Source organism: Spongiibacter sp. UBA1325 (assembly GCF_002306875.1).
Taxonomy (GTDB): Bacteria; Pseudomonadota; Gammaproteobacteria; order Pseudomonadales; family Spongiibacteraceae; genus Spongiibacter; species Spongiibacter marinus.
Window position 1 is genome coordinate 150,444 of sequence record NZ_DBTD01000003.1, and the last position, 20,493, is coordinate 170,936.

Here is a 20,493-nt window from a genome sequence, read left to right on the forward strand (position 1 = left end):
CGATCCCGCCTAGCTCCACCAAATTAAAAGAACCGCCTATCGGCGGTTTTTTTATGCCTGCAATTCCGTCAGCGCCTGAGCACGACTCTGCTAGAATGCTTGATATTCCCGATGCGACTTACTGGAGACTGACCGTGTCGAAAATTTCTCTTAGCCAACGCCACTCGAAAAGCGACGCAGATGTTCGGGAGATGCTCGATGCTTTAGCAGTGAAACTGGGTGACCGTTTTGAGATGAAGGCCCACTGGCGCAGCGACCGAGAACTGGAGCTGAAACGCTCCGGTATTCAGGGGGTGCTGCAATTGTTGGAGGGGGAGGTCAAGGTCGACATCCAGCTGGGAATGATGATGAAGCCGTTCAAGTCGCGAATCCGCGATGAGCTTTCCAAGGCGATGGCAGAAAAACTGGCCTGAGCAGGCAATGATTTGCTGATCTTGCAGAATCTATTTATTTAGGGAAATAATTTTGGATTCTGCACTCTAACCTTGTTATCAACGTTATGAGGAGATCGGCATAGTCATGACCCGGATTTTGCAAACTACCATTTCCCGCTCATATTTAACGGTTTTTGCAGCGCTGCTGTTAGCGGTAAGCACACACAGTTTTGCTCTACTACCGAAGTCGGTGGCCGATGGGGAGCCATTGCCCAGCTTGGCACCGATGTTGAAATCGGTGAATCCGGCGGTAGTGAATATCTCAACCTACACCACGCAACGGGTCCAGCAGAACCCACTGTTAAACGACCCCTTCTTTCGCCGTTTCTTCAATATGCCTCAGCAGCAATTGCAGCCGCGTCAGCGCCGCACGCAGAGTGCTGGGTCAGGCGTGATTATCGATGCGGGTGAGGGAACTGTGCTCACCAACCACCATGTAATTGACGGCGCGGATGAAATCACGGTGTCTCTGGAGGACGGGCGCAGTTTTACAGCAGAGCTGGTCGGCTCTGATCCAGACGTTGACATCGCAGTGCTGAAAATTCCCAGCGAGAAGCTCACCGCGGTGCGCCTTGCTGATTCCGATAAACTGCGTGTGGGCGATTTTGTTGTGGCGATTGGTAACCCCTTTGGCCTGGGACAAACGGTGACTACCGGGATTGTTAGTGCCTTAGGCCGCACCGGACTGGGTATTGAGGGCTATGAGAATTTCATCCAAACCGACGCCTCTATCAATCCCGGTAATTCGGGTGGTGCGCTGGTAAATTTACGCGGAGAGTTAGTTGGTGTGAATACCGCGATTCTGGCGCCCTCCGGTGGCAACGTAGGCATCGGCTTCGCCATTCCGGCAAATATGGCGATGGCGAGCATTGAGCAGATTCTTCAACACGGTGAGGTACGCCGGGGGCAGCTGGGCGTTATTATCCAGGACCTGACGCCCGAGTTGGCGGAAGCCTTCGATATTGAAGCAGGTCAGCGCGGCGCGGTAGTGGCAGAGGTTCAAGAAGGATCGGCCGCTGACAAGGCTGGCATAGAGGCGGGTGATGTCGTGATCGCTGTGGATGGCAAGGCCGTACTGAGTTCTGCGCAACTGCGAAACGCCATCGGCTTGCGCCGGGTCGGCGACAAAGTGACGATCACGCTGTTAAGAGAAGGGCGCGAGAAACGCTATAAGGTTGTTTTGGGCTCGGCTGAGAAGCAGGTCGATGCCGATGCGCGGTCGGTACATCCTCTGCTTGACGGCGTTAGCCTGAAAAACGCCGACGATGGCAAAGGCGTGGTGGTTACCGAGGTTAAACAAGATGCCCTGGCGGCCTCTAAGCTGCGCCCCGGTGACTTGTTGGTGTCAGTGAATCAGCGGCGCGTACGCAGTATTAATGAGCTGCAGGCGGCGGCATCACGCAGCGATGATGGTATGCTGCTGCGCGTTATTCGCGGCCGCTTTGCAAACTGGGTAGTACTTAAGCGAAATTGAAGCCACTAGGCGACTTGGAGGGCGTAATGCACGATTTACCAGCAGTCATTAAGCGATGTGGTATTGCCGTTATCGCGGCAGTAGTAGCGGCGTGCACAGCAGTGCCAGTGAGTCAGGATTATGCCCTCGATTACGATTTCGCTAACGTAGCGAGTTACGCCTGGCTGACGCCTGACAACGAGCAACGGGAACCCGCCTACGACGCCCTGATGCATGAGCGCTATCGCGATGCTATCGAGGCGCAGATGGCGCTGCGCGGCGTGAAGAAAGTTGCCGTCGACAGTGCGTCAGTACTGGTGAGCTACCATGTCGGCACTGTCGAAAAAACACGCGTGGAAAGTGTGGGCAACTGGTATAGCCATTTTGGTTACTACCCTTGCTATCACTGCTACCACCGCCCGGGATTTGGCTACGCGCATTTCTATGATGACGATATTTGGGTGCGCGAATATACTCAGGACAATGTTGTTATCGATATTATCGAGCCTGAAAATCGCCGTTTGGTATGGCGAGGCAGCGCAAGTCGTGTCAAACCCACACTAAAAGATCCCGTGGAGCGGCGCGCGTATATCGATGAAACTGTGGCGACGATTCTCGCGCAATTTCCGCCAGTCAGCGCGCAATAATCCGATTATCCCCCTTGCATGTGGAGGGGGTTTCGAACACAATAGCGCCCCGCAATTGGCCGAGGCCGAAAGCGCGTTATGGTGGTCCTTCCGGTCCCCTCGCAACGATAGGTAGCAAACCCCGCCAGGCCCGGAAGGGAGCAACGGTAGTTATCGACTCGTGTGCCGGGGTGTGGCTGGTCGGGCCGCCACCCATTTATTCCTATCCCCGTGATTCCTCTCGTTTTTTCTAATTCCGACATTATTTATGTCAGCGCAGCGCTAGTGTATCCTTGACGATCGATTTCGAGAGATTTTGTGATGACATATCAGGTTCTGGCGAGAAAGTGGCGACCCAAAAGCTTCCGGGAAATGGCCGGCCAGAGCCACGTGCTCAAAGCCTTGATCAATGCGCTTGATCACGATCGGCTTCACCACGCTTATTTGTTCACCGGGACTCGTGGCGTGGGTAAAACCACCATCGCGCGTATTCTGGCGCGTTGTCTGAATTGCGAGCAGGGCGTCAGCTCAGAGCCCTGCGGCCAATGCCAGTCGTGTGTCGCCATCAACGAGGGGCGTTTCGTTGACCTGATCGAGGTTGACGCGGCGTCGCGCACCAAGGTTGAGGACACCCGCGAGCTTCTCGACAATGTGCAATACACCCCGACACAGGGGCGCTACAAGGTGTACCTCATCGATGAGGTGCACATGCTCAGTGCCAGCAGTTTTAATGCGCTGCTAAAAACGCTGGAAGAGCCGCCGCCTCACGTTAAGTTTTTGCTGGCGACGACGGACCCACAAAAAATTCCCGCGACCATTTTGTCGCGCTGCCTTCAGTTCAGCCTGAAAAACTTAAGTCCTGAACGCGTAGTAGAGTATTTGAAGCAGATACTCGAAAAAGAGCTGATCAGCTTTGACGAGGCAGCGCTGTGGCTGCTGGGGCGCGCCGCCGACGGCAGTATGCGCGACGCCTTGAGTTTAACCGATCAGGCAATCGCTTTCGGCTCGGGTAAACTCGGCGAGCACGATGTTCGGCAGATGCTGGGCACCATCGATCACGGCGCCGTTTACCGATTAATTTCGGCGCTGTCTAAACGCGACGGGGCCGAATTGTTAGCGATCGTGGCGGAGCTGGCCGAGCTGGGTGTGGATTTTGCCGGCGTTGCCAATGAACTGCTGGTGGTGCTCCACCGCATCGCTATTGCGCAAACCGTTCCCGATGGGCTGGACAATAGCCTGGGCGATAAACAGAACGTGACGGCACTGGCGGGCGAACTCAGTGCCGAGGAAGTCCAGTTCTATTACCAGATGGCGCTTCAAGGGCGACGCGATTTGAATTTGGCCCCCGAGCTTCGCGGCGGCCTGGAAATGTTGTTGCTGCGTATGGTGGCCTTCAAACCCGAAGGTGTCATGGCGCCGCCAAGCCAGCCGCTTACTGCCAGCGCCTCGCCCGAGGGGGAGGCTGCCCCCGTAAAAAAGCCGCCGACGCCGTCTGACGCCGGGGGCGAGCCGGAGGCAGAGCCGAACACTGCCGTTACGGCGGCAGAGCCCGCACCTATTGCCAATGAGGCTCCTGAACAACATAGCCGCGAGGACGAGGCGTCGTCAGTCGCCGCTGAGCCGAGCAAACCAGAGCAAGCCTCAGCGCCAATACCGCCACAAGAGGCTGCACAAAACAGTGCGCCACCGACCGAGCAAATTGCTGACGCCGTTGAGCATGAGCAAGCAGAAGTTCAGCGGCCGCGTTCAGACGAACCACCGGTGGCAACAGTGTTGGCACCGGAAGAGGCTGCAGCCGCGGCGCCGAGTGTTGAGCTCGCTGATCTCGATGCCAGGCTCTGGCGCGAGCAGTTCGACGCTTTCGCCTTGCCTGGAATGTTGGGGAGTATTGCCTCGCATTGTCAGCTAGCCGCCAAAGAGGGTAGCCGCCTGCAGTTTGTAATTAGCCAGGGCAACGCGACACTGCTGAATGACCGTCATATCGAGCGTCTGCAAGAGGCCTTGGCTGATTACTTTGGTCAGGCACTTAAGGTGGCAATCGATATCGGTGAGCCCGCAGAGGAGACACCGGCGGAGTACCGCGCCCGACGTCTACAAGAGAGGCTTGTTGTCGCTCGCCAAGCGATCGAAAGCGACCCCCTCGTGCAGGAAATTATCGCCGAGTTTTCGGCCGAACTAGACCTTGAATCAATCAGCTTGCCGGAAAAACGTCGTCAAGATTAGGAGACCAGAGTGAAAGCAGACCTTAATGAATTGATGAAAAAAGCTGCCGAAATGCAGGAGAAAATGCAACAAGCGCAGCAAGAGCTGGCAAATAAAGAAGTGCGTGGCGAAGCCGGCGCGGGCTTGGTGAGCGTGGTAATGACCGGGCGCCACGATGTGCGGCGTGTGCAAATAGACGACAGCTTGCTCAGCGAAGACAAAGAAGTGCTGGAAGACCTGTTGGCCGCGGCGGTGAATGACGCTGTGCGCAAGGTTGAGGAAAACAACAAGGGACAAATGGGCGATATGCTTTCAGGGATGGGAATGCCCGGTAACTTCAAGATGCCTTTTTAATGTCGAACTACAGCCCCCTTATCGATGAGCTGATTGACGCGTTGCGCTGCCTGCCTGGGGTTGGTCCCAAGTCGGCGCAGCGCATCAGCTTTCAATTGCTGGAGCGAAACCGTGGCGGTGCTCAGCGCCTTTCAGAAGCGCTGCACAATGCCGTTGAAAAAGTAGGGCATTGCCGCAGCTGTCGCACGCTCACCGAAGACCCTGAATGTCGATTGTGTCGTGACCCGCGGCGCGACCAACACACTATCTGCGTCGTGGAATCACCCGCCGACGTGCTCGCCTTCGAACAGGGCGGGGACTATCGCGGCCTGTATTTTGTGTTGATGGGCCGACTGTCGCCCATCGACGGCATCGGCCCGGAGGACATTGGCATTGACCGCCTGGTCGAGCGGGTTCAGGCCTTGAACGTCTCCGAATTGATACTGGCGACTAATCCCACCGTAGAGGGGGAGGCAACCGCCTTCTATATTGCTGAAGAGATGCGGCGCTTGGGGGTGGCGGTGAGCCGTATCGCCCATGGTGTGCCCTTGGGTGGCGAACTTGAATATGTCGACAGCGGTACCTTGTCGCATGCGCTAAAAGGACGCCAGCGCTTTGAATGATGCATACCATTATCTGGATTCCAACGAGCAGCTAGCGCAAGCTTGTAAGCGTTGGCAGTCGGCTGAATTTGTCGCCCTGGACACCGAGTTTATCCGCCGAGATACCTTTTATCCTATTGCAGGTTTAATACAGGTAGGCGCGCTTGGCGAGTGTTGGCTGATCGACCCCATTGTCATTACCGATTGGGACGATTTTAGGGGGCTTCTCAACAACGCCGGTATTCCTAAAGTCCTGCACTCGTGTAGTGAAGATCTCGAAGTGTTTCAGCGTCTGTGTGGCGCGCTGCCAGCGCCGTTGTTAGATAGCCAAATTGGCGCTGGCCTGGCGGGCTGGGGAGAGGGCCTGAGCTACCAAAAGCTGGTCGCTCACAGCTTGAATCAGCACGTAGAGAAAGGCGAAACACGCTCCAATTGGTTGCAGCGACCACTTACCGCGAGCCAATGCCACTACGCGGCGCTCGATGTGGCGTATTTGCAGGATATTTACCCCTTGCTGCGTCAGCGACTCGAGGAGTTGGGTCGGCTGCCGTGGTGGCAAGAAGATTGTCGGCAACTTATCGAGCAGGCCGATCAGGGCACCCCATCGGATCAGTTTTACCTGCGCAATAAATCGCTTTGGAAGCTCAACGGCTGCCAGCGTTTGGTACTGCAGCGCGTATGTGCCTGGCGGGAAGAGCAGGCGCGGGAGAGAGATGTGCCACGCGGGCGCATTTTTAAGGATCCAGTGTGCTTCGAAATTGCTCGCCGCCAGCCCTCCAGTAGCGGTGAGTTGGCAAGAATTAAAGACCTGCCCGGTGCATCGCTGCGGCGCTTTGGCGACGACGTGCTTACTATTGTGCGAGAGGCACGCGAGGAAGATAGCGCTGCACATCCACCGCCGGGCGAACGGCCGTTGTCAGCAGAGCAGACGCAATATTTGGCCGCGATGCGTCGCGGGGTAGAGCGTTGTGCTGATTCGCTGGGTATCCCCGCGGGTTTGTTGTGCCGCAAACGTGATATGGAAGAGGTGATCAGGCTTCGTCGCCTGCCCGATTCGATGACAGCGTGGCGCAAGCAGGTGGTAGGTGAGGTGTTATTGCAAAGTTTGGAGGGGGCGTGATGCGGCGGATTTGCACCATTTATCGCAGTGCTAAGCATGAGGGGATGTACCTTTATGTCGACAAGGCGGAAGACACAGAGCGTGTTCCAGAGGCGCTGTTGAAGCGTTTTGGTCAGCCGGAGCGTGCGATGACACTGCTGCTCGAAGAGGGTAAAAAGCTAGCTAGAGCGGATGTTAAGGATGTGTTGCAAGCTATTGATGAAAATGGATTTTATCTTCAGCTTCCACCGCAGCCAGAGGCGCCTCTCTCACCGCGTGAAGATCGGTGATAGCATCTCGTCATCGCCCATTTTGGGAGGCAAAGTCGCTCGCAGAGATGAGCGACCAGGAGTGGGAAGCCCTGTGCGACGGTTGTGGCCGCTGCTGCTTGCACAAGCTTGAAGACGAAGATAGCGGTGAGGTGTATTACACCGACGTGTCGTGTCGACTGCTTGATGTTGAGCACATACGTTGCCGGGATTACCCGCAGCGCCTGACGCGGGTGCCGGGCTGCCTCGATCTGCGTGAATCACTGCCGGCGTTTGCGTACAGCCTGCCCAGTAGCTGCGCCTATCGACAGCTTCATGAGGGGCGGCCGCTCGAGCCTTGGCACCCCCTTATTGCCGGTGATCAGCGGCTGATGGAAACATTGGGTGTGTCGGTAAAGGGACGCTGCGTGAGTGAAGTGACCGTGGCCGACGACGAGCTTGAGGACCATATCATCCGCTGGATTGATTAGGGATTAGTATGATTGATAACAATGATTACACACTCGCCTGGCAGGCCTATTTGGCCTTTGGCGTGGTCGCGACTCTGCTTTGGGGCTTGCTGATTCGCGTTTATCGCCTGTCTGCAGTCAAGTTGTGGGCGTTTCTCGCAGTGGCCCTTTTACTGTTGCTGCCGTGTCGGCACCCCGAGGCGGTGGAACTGTGGATGCCGGCAACCATCGGCGCGGCGCTAAGTGTGATGACCAGCGGAATTGAATCGGCGATGGCGGCGGTGATTATTGTTGGCGCTGGCCAACTCTTCGCCATTGTTGCGGCAATAGTATGGGCACTGGTCGCGCCGCGCTCTGCAAGTTCTGCTCCCGCAGCCGAGAAAGCCGGGGAGCGTGTCGAGCCGAAAGTGTCGGCGTAGATCGGGTGCTGCCGTTTGCGATGCCCTGCAGGGTGATGTCAGCTCTCAATTTCGCTAAAGGCGCCGTCAAATAGTGGGCTGCTGAGGTAGCGCTCCGCCGAGTCGGGCAGGATCACAACAATGGTTTTGCCGGCATTGTCTGGTTCATTGGCTACGCGCTCTGCAACGGCCATCGCGGCGCCGCTGGAAATACCGGCCAGAATGCCTTCCTCCTTCATCAGCCGATGCGCCCAGCGCATGGCGTCTTCATCGCTTATCGCTTCAACACGGTCTACCACGCTTAGGTCTAGCGTATCTGGCAGAAAGCCTGCACCGATGCCCTGAACTTTATGCGGGGCGTGCCTGAGTTCTTCGCCGTTGAGTGCATGGCGAATCACCGTCGAGCTCTCCGGCTCCACGGCCACTGAGCAGATGGCTTTGTTGCAGTGGTTTTTAATATAGCGAGACACGCCGCTGATTGTGCCGCCGGTGCCGACGCCGCTCACTAAAATATCGATATCGCCGTTGGTGTCCCGCCAAATTTCCGGGCCGGTGGTCTGTTCGTGAATCGCTGGGTTCGCGGGATTCTTAAACTGCTGCGGCATAAAATAACGCTCAGGGTCCTGGGCGCAAATGTCTTCAGCGGCACTGATGGCTCCCTTCATCCCCTTGGCGCCATCGCTTAAATGGAGTTTGGCGCCCAGTGCAATGAGTACTTTGCGGCGCTCCAGGCTCATTGTGTTGGGCATGGTCAATGTGATGGGGTAGCCCCTAGCCGCGGCGACGAAGGCCAGTGCGATGCCGGTATTACCACTGGTTGGCTCAACAATTTCCATGCCGGGTTTCAGCGTGCCGCTCTGTTCAGCTTGCCAGATCATATTGGCGCCAATTCGGCATTTCACACTATTGGCAGGATTGCGCGATTCCTGTTTTACAAGAATCCGGTGTTGGCTGATTCTGCGTATCTGCACGAGCGGCGTTTCGCCGATGCTGCGGCTGATGTCGTCGAAAATTGCGGTCATTTTGGGTTTCCTTGATCCTGGCAGTGTAATGTCACGGCAAATTGTCCTGACTCGATACTATAGCTGGCCGCTGCGACGCTTGCCGTAAGTCGAGCAGCCAAGTAGGCTTCGCGTTGACTATTAGATAGTGTGGCGCCAGCGCCGCCCAGTGTAATGATCGTCCGGCAATAATAAAACCGGGCGCCCGAGTAGGACGAGTTGATGAAATTTACTGGTACTGATTCTTACGTATCCACCGAAGAGCTGAGCATGGCGGTAAACGCCGCCGTCACCCTGCAACGCCCGCTGCTGATCAAAGGCGAGCCCGGAACGGGTAAAACCCTGCTTGCCGAGCAAGTAGCGGCGGCAATGGGTAAAAAGTTGATCCAGTGGCATATCAAATCCACCACAAAGGCTCAGCAGGGCTTGTATGAGTACGATGCGGTGTCGCGTTTGCGTGACTCGCAACTGGGCGATGACAAAGTGCACGACATTGCCAACTACATTAAGCGCGGCAAACTCTGGGAAGCGTTTGCCGCCGATGAGCAGGTGGTGCTGCTGATCGATGAAATCGACAAGGCAGACATCGAGTTCCCGAATGACCTGCTGGTCGAACTGGACCGCATGGAGTTCTTTGTATACGAAACGGGTGAAACCGTTCGCGCCAAGCACCGTCCCATTATCATTATCACCAGCAACAACGAGAAAGAGCTGCCAGATGCCTTCCTGCGCCGTTGTTTCTTCCATTTTATTAATTTTCCCGATCGCGAAACGATGGAGAAAATCGTGGAGGTTCATTATCCCGATATCTCCAAAACCCTCGTTCAGGAAGCACTAGAAGTCTTCTTCGATGTTCGCAAGATTCCGGGTCTGAAGAAAAAGCCCTCAACGTCAGAATTGATTGACTGGTTGAAGCTGCTGATGGCCGATGACATCCCCGAAGAAATTCTTAAAAATCGCGATGCGAGCAAGGCTATCCCGCCGCTCTACGGCGCATTGCTGAAGAACGAGCAAGACGTTCACCTGCTTGAACGGCTGGCCTTTATGCATCGTCGCGAGAGCCGCTAGTCTATGTTGGTTCAGTTTTTCTTTGGCCTGCGAAATGCTGGTGTTCCGGCGAGTATTCGTGAACTACTCGACTTGATGGCCGGCCTTGAGGCGCGGCTCGCCTTCATGGACGTCGACGAGTTCTATCAGCTCGCTCGCGTCTGTATGGTGAAGGATGAGAAGTATTACGATCGCTTTGATAAGGCGTTTGCGCGTTACTTCAATGACCTATCGAGCCTTGACGACGTGATTGAGGCGCTGATTCCCGATGACTGGTTGCGTACAGAGTTTTTGAAGCAGCTCAGCGAGGAAGAAAAGGCAAAAATCGAGTCTCTGGGTGGCCTCGATAAGCTCATTGAGGAATTTAAAAAGCGGCTAGAAGAGCAGAAAGAACGCCACGAGGGTGGTAACAAGTGGATCGGCACCGGCGGTACCTCACCGTTTGGCCACAGTGGTTATCACCCCGAGGGCATACGAATCGGTGGTGAAAGCAAAAACAAGAAAGCCGTAAAGGTCTGGGAGCGCCGCGACTTTCGCGACCTGGATGACTCCGTTGAGCTTGGTACGCGTAATATCAAGATCGCGCTACGCCGCTTGCGCAAGTTTGCCCGCAGCGGTGCGGCCGACGAGCTGGATATCGACGACACGATATCGTCGACGGCCCGCAATGCCGGTCTGCTGGACCTGAAGATGGTGCCGGAGCGCCATAACGCTGTTAAAGTGCTGTTGTTCTTTGATGTGGGCGGCTCTATGGACCCGCATATTCGCGTTTGCGAGGAGCTGTTTTCCGCCGCGCGCAGCGAGTTTAAGCACATGGAGTATTTCTACTTCCATAACTTTCTGTATGAGTCGGTGTGGGACAGCAATGTGCGTCGTCACAGTGAGCGAATACAGCTGCTCGACGTGATGCACAAATACAGCGCGGACTACAAAATTATCTTTGTCGGCGACGCGTCAATGTCGCCCTACGAGATCGTGCAGCCAGGCGGCAGTGTCGAGCACTGGAACGACGAGGCCGGGGAGCTGTGGATGCGGCGCCTGCGCGAGACCTTTGACAAAGTGGTATGGCTAAACCCCGTGCCGCCCGAAGATTGGAGTTGGACACAGTCCATTGGCATGGTTGAGCAGATTATGGAAGGGCAGATGTACCCCATGACTCTGGGCGGCCTCGAAGAGGCGATGGCCTACCTGGCCAAGTAGCGCCGCGCTATGCGCCCGCCCTGTTATGGCTAAAGGCCAACAGGGCGGCGGTTACCGCGACATTGAGTGACTCCACACCATTGGCCATCGGTATTTGCAGTGCGCAGTCGCTCAGTGCCTGTGTGGCCGACGACACCCCCTCAGTTTCATTCCCCAATACATAGACTCGGCTAGTGTCAGACTGGCTTTCGAAGAGCGATTGCTCGGCGTGGGAAGAGAGGCAGGCGATCTCCACCCCGGCTTTTTGGAGGCGCTGCAGTGCGGGCTGAAGTGTGTCGCAGTGAAAAATAGGGCAGTTGAACAGGGCTCCGGCGCTGGCTTTGATCACCAGCGGTGACAGCGCGGCGCAGCCCTTTTTGGGCAGTATTAAGCCATCGATACCACTTGCCGCCACCGAACGAATAATCATGCCCAGGTTTTGAGGGTTGTTAACGCCATCGAGCGCGATATAGATACGCCGAGTAGTGGTGTCGCGACTTGCCGGTATGTCGCTACAGGGCCGATACGCCTTCAGCTGCAGGTCCGCAGCAACCCCCTGGTCTTGTTTGCCATTTTTCGATATCCGCGATAGGGCACGGCGCTCGTGCCAGGCGACCTCAATCCCTTCGCGCTCCGCCGCGTCTACGATTTCTTTGACGATGCCGTCGCGTCGATTGCTGTCCGCCAAGTGCAGTTTATAAATGCGAACTTGTGGGTTTTGTAGCGCCTCGAGCACCGGCTTACGGCCGTAAATAGTGAGCAGCTGTTGGAAAAATTGCTTTTTCTTGAGGTATTGCTGGCGATCTTCGGTCATGCGGTCGGCGGATCCTGGTCAGGCTGGGGGTAGCTCAAGGTTGCGGTGGCGGCTTCGCTGATTTCTTTAGCCGCGAGTTTTAGGCGGTCGGCGATGGCAAGGATATCCTGCGCTGACACGGGGCGGCGAATACTGCCCGCTGAAATCACCAGTTCCGGCTCTTCACCACTGGCGAAGATAGGCACAGCAATATTGGCGACCTGGTACTGGCGGCCCTCTTCAATACGGTCAAGGTGGTAGTGGCTGCGGCACAGCGACTCCCGGTAGTGCTGCACGTGCTCAGCGACTTCCTCAAGGCTCCAGTTTTCTTTCGGTTTGGCTAATTCCCGCTCCAGCGCGGCCTCTGCCTCGCTAATCAAGGTCACCTCAAAACCGCGAGCACGTATGCCAATAACGGAAATTCGCAGTCGTTTATCTAGGTTTTCATCCCACTCGGGCAAATGTGCCTGAGCGCTATCTAACCATTGTTGCAGCTTGTTCGGTGACGACCAGGCGATAAAAGCGGCCCCTAATGGCGCGGCATTGGGCAGACGCAGGCCTTGGTGGAAAGGGAATTCCAGGCGCTCTGGGATGCCGTAATTAGTGAGCAGCACGAGCTGGTCGCCGCTTCGTCCCATCAGGCCGCAGCCCAGCTGCAGCTCTTTACTGAGCGCCTCCAGTCGCGGGCGAGCCACTTCAAGCACGGGAAACTGGGCAAAGGCTGACATGCCGGCGGCGGCGATGCTTGGCCCCAAGCGATAGGCTTTACTGCGACTGTCCTGGGCGAGAAAGCCGTAGCGGGCCATGGTGCTCAATATGGCGTGGCAGGTGGCCTTGTTCAGGCCCAGTATGCGCGTCAGCTCGGTTAAGCCGTAGGCTTTGCTGGGGTGGCTCATAAACAAGTCCAAAATCGCTAAGACTCTGGCAGTTGGTTTGGAAAACACACTGTTCTTCCTTGTTATCGTTGTTGGCGGCCTATTCTACGTTATCTGGGCTTGAATGCCTCGGCCTATCACGCGCTCCGTCACTGAAAACGAATTTGCAAGAAAATGGTGCGCTCGCCCCATTTTGGGCATGGATATTGCTTTTAAGCGGGGCAGCGGTCTCTTTCGGTAGTAATTAACGGCGCGGGCAATACTGCGCGGTCGCTGCCGAAAATTGATAACTATTTGAAATTAAATGAAAAATATCTTTCTGGTGAGGGAGGGCTAATTCGATGTCATTGCGAATTAGCGTCAACATGCACCTTAACGGTGCTGCCTCGCTGGGTTGTGCTTATAAATAGTGCGTTTTGTTGCGCAAGTTTGGAGAAAAGTAAATGAAAATTCCTGTCGTTCGGGCGGCTCTGCCCATTTTTGTTGCATTGGCAGCATTGCTGCCGCAAAGCAGCCTCGCTGCAGAAGCCGATGGCGCGAATACGGCGTGGATTTTAACGTCCACGGCATTGGTTCTCTTCATGACCTTACCCGGGCTGGCACTGTTCTATGGCGGTCTTGTCCGCAGTAAGAACATCCTCAGTGTGCTGATGCAGTGCTTTAGTATCACCTGTGTGGCCTCGCTGTTGTGGTTTGCCGTGGCCTACAGCATGGCGTTCTCTGATGGCAACGACTTTGTCGGCGGTCTCAGCCGTGTTCTTCTGGCCGGAGTAGGGGAAGACAGCTTGGTGGGAGATATCCCCGAGACGGTGTTTGTAATGTTCCAAATGACATTCGCCATTATTACACCGGCACTCATCGTGGGCGGTTTTGCTGAGCGTATTCGCTTTTCTGCCGTGATGCTGTTTTCGGCACTGTGGCTGCTGGCCGTTTACGCGCCCATTACCCACTGGGTATGGGGTGGTGGCTGGCTCGGCCAAATGGGGCTGCTCGACTTTGCCGGGGGCACGGTTGTGCACATTACCGCCGGCGTGGCCGCGCTGGTAGCGGCGATGGTAATGGGGCCGCGTAATGGCTTTGGCAATGTTGCTTTACCGCCCCACAACTTAACGATGACATTCACCGGCGCGGGAATGCTCTGGGTGGGTTGGTTTGGCTTCAATGCCGGTAGCGCGCTGGCGGCCAATGGCGACGCCGGTATGGCAATGCTGGTGACCCACCTGTCAGCGGCAACCGGCTGCCTCACTTGGTCACTGGTCGAATGGTGGCGTTACGGTAAACCCAGTGCGCTGGGCGCTGTGACCGGTATGGTGGCCGGGCTTGGTACCATCACACCAGCATCGGGGTATGTTGGTCCAGCGGGTGCGGTGGTGATTGGTTTGTGCGCAGGCGTTATTTGTTTCTATTGCACGCTGTGGATCAAGCAAGTGTTGAAAATTGATGACTCACTGGATGTATTCCCCGTGCACGGTGTTGGCGGTATTCTCGGTACCTTCCTCGCCGGTATTTTTGCCAGCAGTGAGCTGGGGATTTTCAGTGGTCAAGGCTTGGCCGAGGGCGTGACAATTGTTGAGCAGCTGAAAGTGCAGCTTATTGGTATCGGGTCGACCTTTGCCTATACCGCGGTAGTGAGTTTTGCGCTGTTTAAACTGGTCGATAAGTTGATTGGTCTGCGCGTTACCGCTGATGAGGAATCGGAAGGTTTGGACATTACTGGCCACAACGAAGTCGGATACGACTTATAATGGCCTAACACCTGACCTGGAGCCCGGCAGTTGCCGGGCTTTTTTTTGGACCAAGTATGCGTGAATTAACTCTGTATGGCACCTCGGCGTGCCACCTGTGTGAGCAAGCTGAAGCCCTGCTAGCTAACTTGCTTGCTAGCCATCCGCAGTGGCAAATAGAAGTGGTGGATATCGCTGAGAGTGATGCCCTGATTGCCGATTATGGGGAGCGTATCCCGGTATTAGGCGATGGCGACAGGGAGTTGCAGTGGCCGTTTGATAGCGCTGCCGTTGTGACCTTTGTCAGTGAGGGAGAGGCGTTGTGCAAGTAAGTGGTTTGTGGCGCTATCCGGTAAAATCGTTGGCGGGAGAGTCCCTTTCGACGCTTGATGTCAGTGATTGGGGGCCGCATGGCGATCGGCGCTGGATGGTTGTTGACCACCGTGGCCAATTCCTTAGCCAAAGGCAGTTGCCGCAGATGTGCCGACTGCATGCAAGGCAAATCGATGGCGGCATTATCCTGGAAGACTTGAGCAGCGGCGACTCTCTGCCGGTGGTGAAACCCACTGGCAGTCATAACATGGCTGTTGTTGTTTGGCAGGACCGCTGCTCGGCCGCGGACGGTGGTGATGAAGCTGCCCAGTGGTTGTCCCGCCGGCTCGGGGTGGAGGTGCGACTGTGCTATATGGCCGATGATTTTCACCGGCAGGTCGATACCGCTTATGCTCAGCGCGGTGACAGAGTCAGCTTTGCCGACGGTTTTCCTTTTTTGCTGTGCCTGCAGCAGAGTGTTGATGCCTTATCTGAAGGCTATGGTAAGCCACTGGCGATGGCGCGTTTTCGGCCCAACCTCGTTGTTGACGGCGCGCCACCCTTTGCGGAAAGGCAGTGGCAGCAATTACGTATCGGCGATGTTATTTTCGATGTGGTCAAGCCCTGCACTCGCTGCGCGATTCCGACCATTGATCCGCAGACAGGCGAGCGTGAAAAGGCTGTTTTTTCGCTGTTGCGTGAGCACTGCAGCGAGGGAAAAAATATCATTTTTGGGCAGAATGTTATTCAGCGCGGCCAAGGGCGGATAACCCTTGGCGACGATGTTGAGGTGCTGGCTTAGCTCAGGGCGTTTGAAGCTCCTCGAAGGGACTGATCCGCCGCTCATGCTGAGCCAGAATAGGTTTGCTCAGCTGCAGCTTTTTGCCGTACACCACACTGAAGGCCATCACATTCTTGATGTACTCACGGGTCTCGCCGTAGGGTAAATTCTCTATCCAGATATCTGCCGGCATATTGCTGTCTTGGCGCATCAATACTCTTTCCACCCTTGACGGGCCAGCGTTGTATGCGGCGGTGGCGAGAATGCGATTGCCGTTAAAGCGCTTGAGTAGCTGGCCCAAGTAAAAGCCGCCCATTTCGATGTTGGTGTCGGGTTCCAGTAACTCCTTACCACGGGGGACGGGGCGCCCCATTTGTCGTGCAAGGGTGCGAGCGGTGCCGGGCATCAGCTGCATCAAACCGCGGGCACCAACGGGAGAGCGGGCATCACTGGCAAAGGCGCTTTCTTGTCGGGCGATCGCGTATATCCATTTCAAGTCGATATTTTCTTTCTCGGCAATACGCGCAAAGACTGTCTGGTAGGGAGTGGGAAAGCGCAGAGACAAATCGTCCCATTGTCCCGCTTGAATAGCGGTGGCGATGGCCTGGTGAGACCACTGCCAATCCAAAGCTAGTTGTGCGGCCGCGATTTGTTCTGCGGTGTTTAAGCTTCGCATTGCCTGGCGCCACTCAAGTCGGGCTGTGGTTGTTGCGCCGTGCCAGTACAGCTCGCGCGCGCGTAGAATTGCGCTGTGTTGTTGTACTTCGCTCACCAAGCTGGGGTCGAGGTTGCGTTGGTGGCCCAAGCGATATTCCTGATTCAATAAATCGGCCGCCATAAAACTGTAGTAGCCGCGATCAGTCGCCATGGCCCTAAGCCGCGTTTCTGCTTCGGGTGTGAATCGCTGGTTTTTTTCAATATCGGCACGTGCCCACCAGTACTGCCAGTCTGGCTGCTGGCGCAGTTTGGCAGGCAGCAGGGCAATGTAGTGGTGTACTGCCTCCCAGTCGCCATCTTTTAACGCGAGCCTTACGCGCCACTCGGTGAGGTAGGGGTCTTCAAAAGCGGGGTCATTGGCGTTAATCCAATCCCGGGCGTATTCCGCGTCGCTGGCGATAATTTGCCGGGCGAAGGCGTCACGCAGCGCGTAGTTTTGCTGGCTACTGAAAGACAATTCCCGCTCTAGTTGGTGCCAGAGTGTATTTGCACGCTCGAAATCGCTTTTCGCCAAGCGGCGCAGGGTAAGCAATGCCAGCTGGCGGTTCTCGTCGTTGGCCGACAACTCGAAGCCGCGGGTATAGAGCAGGCTGGGCTGCTTAAGCAGCGCGAGCGCATCATCGCTGCCCGGTACGTTTTTAAGTAAATAGATCGCTAGATTGTGCTGTCCGGCGGCAATTGCCAAGCGCGCTCGTTGGCGGCGTTGTTGGTGGCGTTCCTGTGGTGCTAAGCGGCTTAGCCACTGATCTAATACGCCGTCGCAACGCGTGGGCAGCGAGTGTCCGGTATGCCATAGTTTTTGCGTTTCTTTGTCCGCTAAGGTGTTATCGCCGGTATGTCGGAGGGCGCTAATATAGGCGCAGCGCAGGCTGCTGATAGGCTTTTTGCGGTAGTAACGTATAAATTGCGGCCAGTCGCCCGCGCGACGCAGCTGGTGTAGCCAGGCAATGTGAATACGGCTGCCAACGACCGTGTTGCGGTATTGTTGTAGGTAGTAGTCGATGGTGCCGCTGGCAACGTCGCCAATCTGTGCTTTTAACAACTCCAGTTCAACGTAGGGGAGCAGCGGGTAGTTGGCGAGTGCGGGAAGGTGGCGCTCGGCCTGTTCGTTGCGACCGCGGCTGATTTCATTCATGGCTTCACGATATACTTGCCGCTGCTTGTTCAACTGGGCATTATCCGCCCAGCATGATGCAGCGCCAATTGAAACAAGCAGCGCGAAGAGTCGCGTGCCAATCGTCTTGTTTATCATCCTTGTGCACCTGCTTTTCCGGCCAGCGATATGGCGCGGCAGTTAACCTTAATACCCATGGAAACCACTATATGCCTTTAATTCGCGGCACTCAATTGCAACACAGCATTGGCCAGCAGACGGTGTTGGATAACACTGATATCCAGCTGGATGATGGTGATCGCGTCTGTTTGCTTGGGCGCAATGGTTGCGGAAAGTCGACATTATTGCGCATGGTTGAGGGTGGCCTTCAGCCGGATGCGGGTGAGTTTTGGCGCCAGCCAGGGCTGGTCATTGCGCGAATGGAGCAAAACCTGGACTTCGCGTCGGCAGATGACTGTGTTTTTGACGTAGTCGCAGGTGGCCTTTCCGAACTCGGTGATCTGTTGAAGGGCTATCACAGCCTGACGCACGGCGAAATGAATGATGCCTCGTTAAAAGCGTTAGAGCGTCTACAGCGTCAAATTGAAGCGGCGGATGGTTGGCGTTTTCAGCAGCGTATCGAGTCGACCCTGAGCCGCCTGGAGTTAGATCCTGAAGCCCCGATCTCATCCCTGTCCGGCGGGTGGTTGCGTCGCGTATCGCTGGCGAGGGCGCTCGTCGCAGAGCCCGATGTATTGCTGCTGGACGAGCCGACTAACCACCTCGATGTTGAGGGCATTCTGTGGCTAGAGCAATGCGTTAAAAGCTTTGGTGGCTGCGTGCTTTTCGTCACCCACGACCGTGCACTGATTGAGTCACTGGCTAACCGAATTATTGAGCTGGATCGGGGGCAACTGAAAAATTACGACGGCACTTACAGTCAGTATCTGCAGCGGCGCGAGCACGAGCTAGAGGTAGAAGCTGAGCACAATGCGTTGTTTGACAAACGCCTGGCTCAGGAAGAAGTCTGGATTCGCCAGGGTATAAAAGCGCGGCGCACGCGCAATGAAGGGCGGGTCAGGGCGCTTGAGCAAATGCGTAGGGAGCGCGCCCAGCGCCGTGAGCAGCAGGGTACTGCGCGCCTGAACGTCAACGAAGGGACAAAAACTGGCAAGATTGTTGCCGAGCTGACCGATGTTTGTTTTAGTGTGCCCGGCCGCGACTTGGTGAAAAACTTTAACCTGTTGCTGAATCGCGGCGACAAGCTGGCTTTGATTGGGCCGAACGGCGCGGGTAAAACGACGCTGCTTAGGTTGATACTGGGGGAATTGGCTCCTCAGAGCGGCGAGGTCAAGCAGGGGAGCAATCTGCAAGTCGCCTATTTTGATCAATTACGCGACCGCTTAGACCCCAACGAGCGTGTGGTAGATATCGTCGGCCAGGGGCGAGAGTCGGTTTCGATCAATGGCAGCGAACGGCACATCATGTCGTATTTGGGTGATTTCCTGTTCACACCTGAGCGCGCTCGCAGCCATTTTGGTGTGCTGTCAGGGGGGGAGCGCGCACGCGTGCAGCTGGCATGCCTGTTTACGCAGCCGGCAAATGTGCTGGTGATGGACGAGCCGACCAACGATCTCGATATGGAGACCCTCGAGCTGCTGGAAAGCTTACTCGTTGACTTTAAAGGAACCGTGCTACTGGTCAGCCACGATAGGTCTTTTGTCGACAGCGTTGCCAGCAGCTGTCTGCTGTTCGAAGGTAACGGCAATATCAGTGAGCACATTGGCGGGTATAGCGAAGTGGCCGCCTACCAGGCGCGCAGGGCGGTGGTAGCGCCTGAAAAACCAAAAGGCGAGAAAAAAGCGACGGCTGCGCCGGCCAAAAAAGCAGCGCGTAAGAAGTTAAGTTACAAAGATCAGCGCGAGCTCGACAATTTACCTGACAAGATTGACGACCTGGAGACTCAGCTACAGCAGTTGAGCGACCAGAGCGCCAGTGCCGAGTTCTATCAGCAGGATGCGCAAAAGGTTAACGATACGCTGGCGCGCTTAGCGGCGCTCCAAGAGGAACTGGATAGCTGTATGGAGCGCTGGATGGAATTGTCTGAGGCGGCGGGAGACTAACCCACTCGTACAGACAAAACGTCGCACTTGGCGCCGTGTAATACCGCGTTTGCTGTGGAGCCAAGTAGCAGGGCGAGCCCTTTGCGGCCGTGGCTGCCCACGACAATCAGGTCGCAGTCTAGCTCTTCGCTGAGTTGGTGGATGTGGGCCTCCGGGCGGCCAGTAAGCAGGTGACAGTTGTCGGTTTGAATGCCGTATTGGTCGGCATAGCGCTTAAGACTGTTTTCCGCTTGTTGTTGCAGCTCTTCCTGTATCCCTGAGAAGTCCATGGGGATATCGCCGCCGTAGGCCAGGCTCAGGGGTTCAACGACGTGTAGAAGATGCAATTCCGCTTGATGCTGGCGGGCCATGGCTGCCGCGCGTTGCAATACCGGAATCGCCTCATCCGAGAGGTCGATCGCCGTCAATATCCGTTGGTAGTTGGCCATGGTTTCTCCTTGCGCTGTACTTGCGGTGAGTCTATACGACATTTTATAGCACGGGTTGTACGACCAGTGTGCAATGATTTATTAAGGATAACCATGTTCTGGATCATCGCGGCGGCGGTTTTAGCATTTATGTTGGCGCCGATATTGTGGATCATTCCCAGCCCGCGCCAGCGCTTGCAGGCGGCACTTCGCGATCGGGCGAGAGCGCTGGGTGTTACCGTGCAGATCACTCAGCTGCCGCAAACCCGTCGCCAAAAAGTGCGCAAGGAAGAAACCGTCAACGGGCTATGCTATGCCATGACCCTGCCAAAAGCCCGCGCCGGCGAGCGCTGGCGATATTGGCCCGATGGCGCCGAAGACGATGTGCCCGGTCCGCCTGCTGCGGTGCAAGATCGCATTGCCGGCCTGCGTGACCGGCTGCCGAAAGACACCATAGTGATCGAGGCCAGTGGCCGAATGGTAAAAGTGTTTTGGCGCGAGGCGAACGCGGATATCGCGGCAGTTGAAAATTTGGCTGATATCCTCAATACACTAGTATCAGATTAAGGTTGGAGT

Annotated in this window: 22 protein-coding genes and 1 other RNA gene; 18 read left to right on the top strand and 5 right to left on the bottom strand. The window is 56.0% G+C overall.

Annotated features, from left to right (window positions below; genetic code table 11):
* From B3K78_RS02100 to B3K78_RS02150, 11 genes are all read left to right on the top strand, one after another.
* Positions 1–413: polyhydroxyalkanoic acid system family protein (locus B3K78_RS02100; RefSeq protein WP_286694133.1), on the top strand; the 413-nt coding region annotated here is incomplete at its 5' end.
* 106 nt (positions 414–519) lie between these two features.
* On the top strand, positions 520–1,908 hold the full coding sequence (locus B3K78_RS02105; protein ID WP_286694134.1) for a DegQ family serine endoprotease: 1,389 nt from the start codon (positions 520–522) through the stop codon (positions 1,906–1,908).
* Positions 1,909–1,934: 26 nt separating this feature from the next.
* Positions 1,935–2,534, top strand: coding sequence for a DUF4136 domain-containing protein (locus tag B3K78_RS02110; protein WP_204995512.1), 600 nt, complete (start codon positions 1,935–1,937; stop codon positions 2,532–2,534).
* 88 nt (positions 2,535–2,622) lie between these two features.
* Positions 2,623–2,719: signal recognition particle sRNA small type (ffs, locus tag B3K78_RS02115), an RNA gene on the top strand.
* Between the two features lie 115 nt (positions 2,720–2,834).
* Entirely contained in the window at positions 2,835–4,736 is a 1,902-nt protein-coding gene (gene dnaX, locus B3K78_RS02120) for a DNA polymerase III subunit gamma/tau (RefSeq protein WP_286694135.1), read from the top strand.
* A gap of 9 nt (positions 4,737–4,745) precedes the next feature.
* Positions 4,746–5,069 (top strand): YbaB/EbfC family nucleoid-associated protein, encoded by a 324-nt coding sequence (locus B3K78_RS02125; protein ID WP_027872627.1) that lies wholly within the window; start codon positions 4,746–4,748, stop codon positions 5,067–5,069.
* Positions 5,069–5,671, top strand: a complete 603-nt coding sequence (recR, locus tag B3K78_RS02130; RefSeq protein ID WP_286694136.1) for a recombination mediator RecR — start codon at positions 5,069–5,071, stop codon at positions 5,669–5,671. The genes B3K78_RS02125 and recR overlap by 1 nt, the downstream gene beginning before the upstream one ends.
* Positions 5,664–6,770, top strand: coding sequence for a ribonuclease D (gene rnd, locus B3K78_RS02135; protein ID WP_286694137.1), 1,107 nt, complete (start codon positions 5,664–5,666; stop codon positions 6,768–6,770). Before recR ends, rnd begins: the two co-directional genes overlap by 8 nt.
* Complete coding sequence (locus tag B3K78_RS02140) at positions 6,770–7,039, top strand: YcgL domain-containing protein (RefSeq protein WP_286694234.1); 270 nt, start codon at positions 6,770–6,772, stop codon at positions 7,037–7,039. Before rnd ends, B3K78_RS02140 begins: the two co-directional genes overlap by 1 nt.
* On the top strand, positions 7,036–7,488 hold the full coding sequence (locus B3K78_RS02145; protein ID WP_286694138.1) for a YcgN family cysteine cluster protein: 453 nt from the start codon (positions 7,036–7,038) through the stop codon (positions 7,486–7,488). The genes B3K78_RS02140 and B3K78_RS02145 overlap by 4 nt, the downstream gene beginning before the upstream one ends.
* An 8-nt stretch (positions 7,489–7,496) precedes the next feature.
* Complete coding sequence (locus B3K78_RS02150; protein WP_286694139.1) at positions 7,497–7,886, top strand: hypothetical protein; 390 nt, start codon at positions 7,497–7,499, stop codon at positions 7,884–7,886.
* A 38-nt stretch (positions 7,887–7,924) separates the two neighbouring features.
* Here B3K78_RS02150 and cysK read toward each other — a convergent pair whose 3' ends face one another.
* Positions 7,925–8,887: a cysteine synthase A gene (cysK, locus tag B3K78_RS02155; RefSeq protein WP_286694140.1), complete on the bottom strand. Its 963-nt coding sequence runs from the start codon at positions 8,885–8,887 to the stop codon at positions 7,925–7,927.
* A gap of 201 nt (positions 8,888–9,088) precedes the next feature.
* Between cysK and B3K78_RS02160 the strand changes: the two genes are divergently transcribed.
* Both B3K78_RS02160 and B3K78_RS02165 read left to right on the top strand, forming a co-directional pair.
* Positions 9,089–9,934 carry an AAA family ATPase gene (locus B3K78_RS02160; protein ID WP_027872620.1) on the top strand — a complete coding sequence of 282 codons (846 nt, stop codon included), beginning with the start codon at positions 9,089–9,091 and terminating at the stop codon, positions 9,932–9,934.
* 3 nt (positions 9,935–9,937) lie between these two features.
* Complete coding sequence (locus tag B3K78_RS02165) at positions 9,938–11,113, top strand: vWA domain-containing protein (protein WP_027872619.1); 1,176 nt, start codon at positions 9,938–9,940, stop codon at positions 11,111–11,113.
* Between the two features lie 7 nt (positions 11,114–11,120).
* On the opposite strand, the gene rlmB is transcribed toward B3K78_RS02165, so the two are convergent.
* The gene (gene rlmB, locus B3K78_RS02170) at positions 11,121–11,906 is read right to left on the bottom strand and encodes a 23S rRNA (guanosine(2251)-2'-O)-methyltransferase RlmB (RefSeq protein ID WP_286694141.1); all 786 of its coding nucleotides are present in this window, start codon (positions 11,904–11,906) and stop codon (positions 11,121–11,123) included.
* Positions 11,903–12,829 carry an IclR family transcriptional regulator gene (locus tag B3K78_RS02175; protein WP_286694142.1) on the bottom strand — a complete coding sequence of 309 codons (927 nt, stop codon included), beginning with the start codon at positions 12,827–12,829 and terminating at the stop codon, positions 11,903–11,905. Before B3K78_RS02175 ends, rlmB begins: the two co-directional genes overlap by 4 nt.
* 374 nt (positions 12,830–13,203) lie before the next feature.
* Here B3K78_RS02175 and B3K78_RS02180 point away from each other — a divergent pair, with 374 nt between their 5' ends.
* From B3K78_RS02180 to B3K78_RS02190, 3 genes are read left to right on the top strand one after another with little or no spacing between them, the layout of a single operon-like run.
* Positions 13,204–14,505: an ammonium transporter gene (locus B3K78_RS02180; protein WP_286694143.1), complete on the top strand. Its 1,302-nt coding sequence runs from the start codon at positions 13,204–13,206 to the stop codon at positions 14,503–14,505.
* A gap of 56 nt (positions 14,506–14,561) precedes the next feature.
* Positions 14,562–14,816, top strand: a complete 255-nt coding sequence (locus B3K78_RS02185) for a glutaredoxin family protein (RefSeq protein WP_204995502.1) — start codon at positions 14,562–14,564, stop codon at positions 14,814–14,816.
* Positions 14,807–15,598, top strand: coding sequence for an MOSC domain-containing protein (locus B3K78_RS02190; RefSeq protein WP_286694144.1), 792 nt, complete (start codon positions 14,807–14,809; stop codon positions 15,596–15,598). Before B3K78_RS02185 ends, B3K78_RS02190 begins: the two co-directional genes overlap by 10 nt.
* Before the next feature lies 1 nt (position 15,599).
* Here the strand turns inward: B3K78_RS02190 and B3K78_RS02195 are convergent, their stop codons facing one another.
* Entirely contained in the window at positions 15,600–17,429 is a 1,830-nt protein-coding gene (locus tag B3K78_RS02195; protein ID WP_286694145.1) for a transglycosylase SLT domain-containing protein, read from the bottom strand.
* A gap of 188 nt (positions 17,430–17,617) precedes the next feature.
* On the opposite strand from B3K78_RS02195, the gene B3K78_RS02200 reads away from it, so the two are divergent.
* Entirely contained in the window at positions 17,618–19,510 is a 1,893-nt protein-coding gene (locus tag B3K78_RS02200; RefSeq protein ID WP_286694146.1) for an ATP-binding cassette domain-containing protein, read from the top strand.
* Here B3K78_RS02200 and B3K78_RS02205 read toward each other — a convergent pair.
* Positions 19,507–19,938 (bottom strand): universal stress protein, encoded by a 432-nt coding sequence (locus tag B3K78_RS02205; RefSeq protein ID WP_027872610.1) that lies wholly within the window; start codon positions 19,936–19,938, stop codon positions 19,507–19,509. The two genes, B3K78_RS02200 and B3K78_RS02205, sit on opposite strands and share 4 nt — an antisense overlap.
* Before the next feature lie 93 nt (positions 19,939–20,031).
* Here B3K78_RS02205 and B3K78_RS02210 point away from each other — a divergent pair, with 93 nt between their 5' ends.
* A complete protein-coding gene (locus B3K78_RS02210) occupies positions 20,032–20,484 on the top strand; it encodes a hypothetical protein (RefSeq protein WP_286694147.1) in 453 nt (150 codons plus the stop codon).
* Positions 20,485–20,493 lie beyond the last annotated feature (9 nt).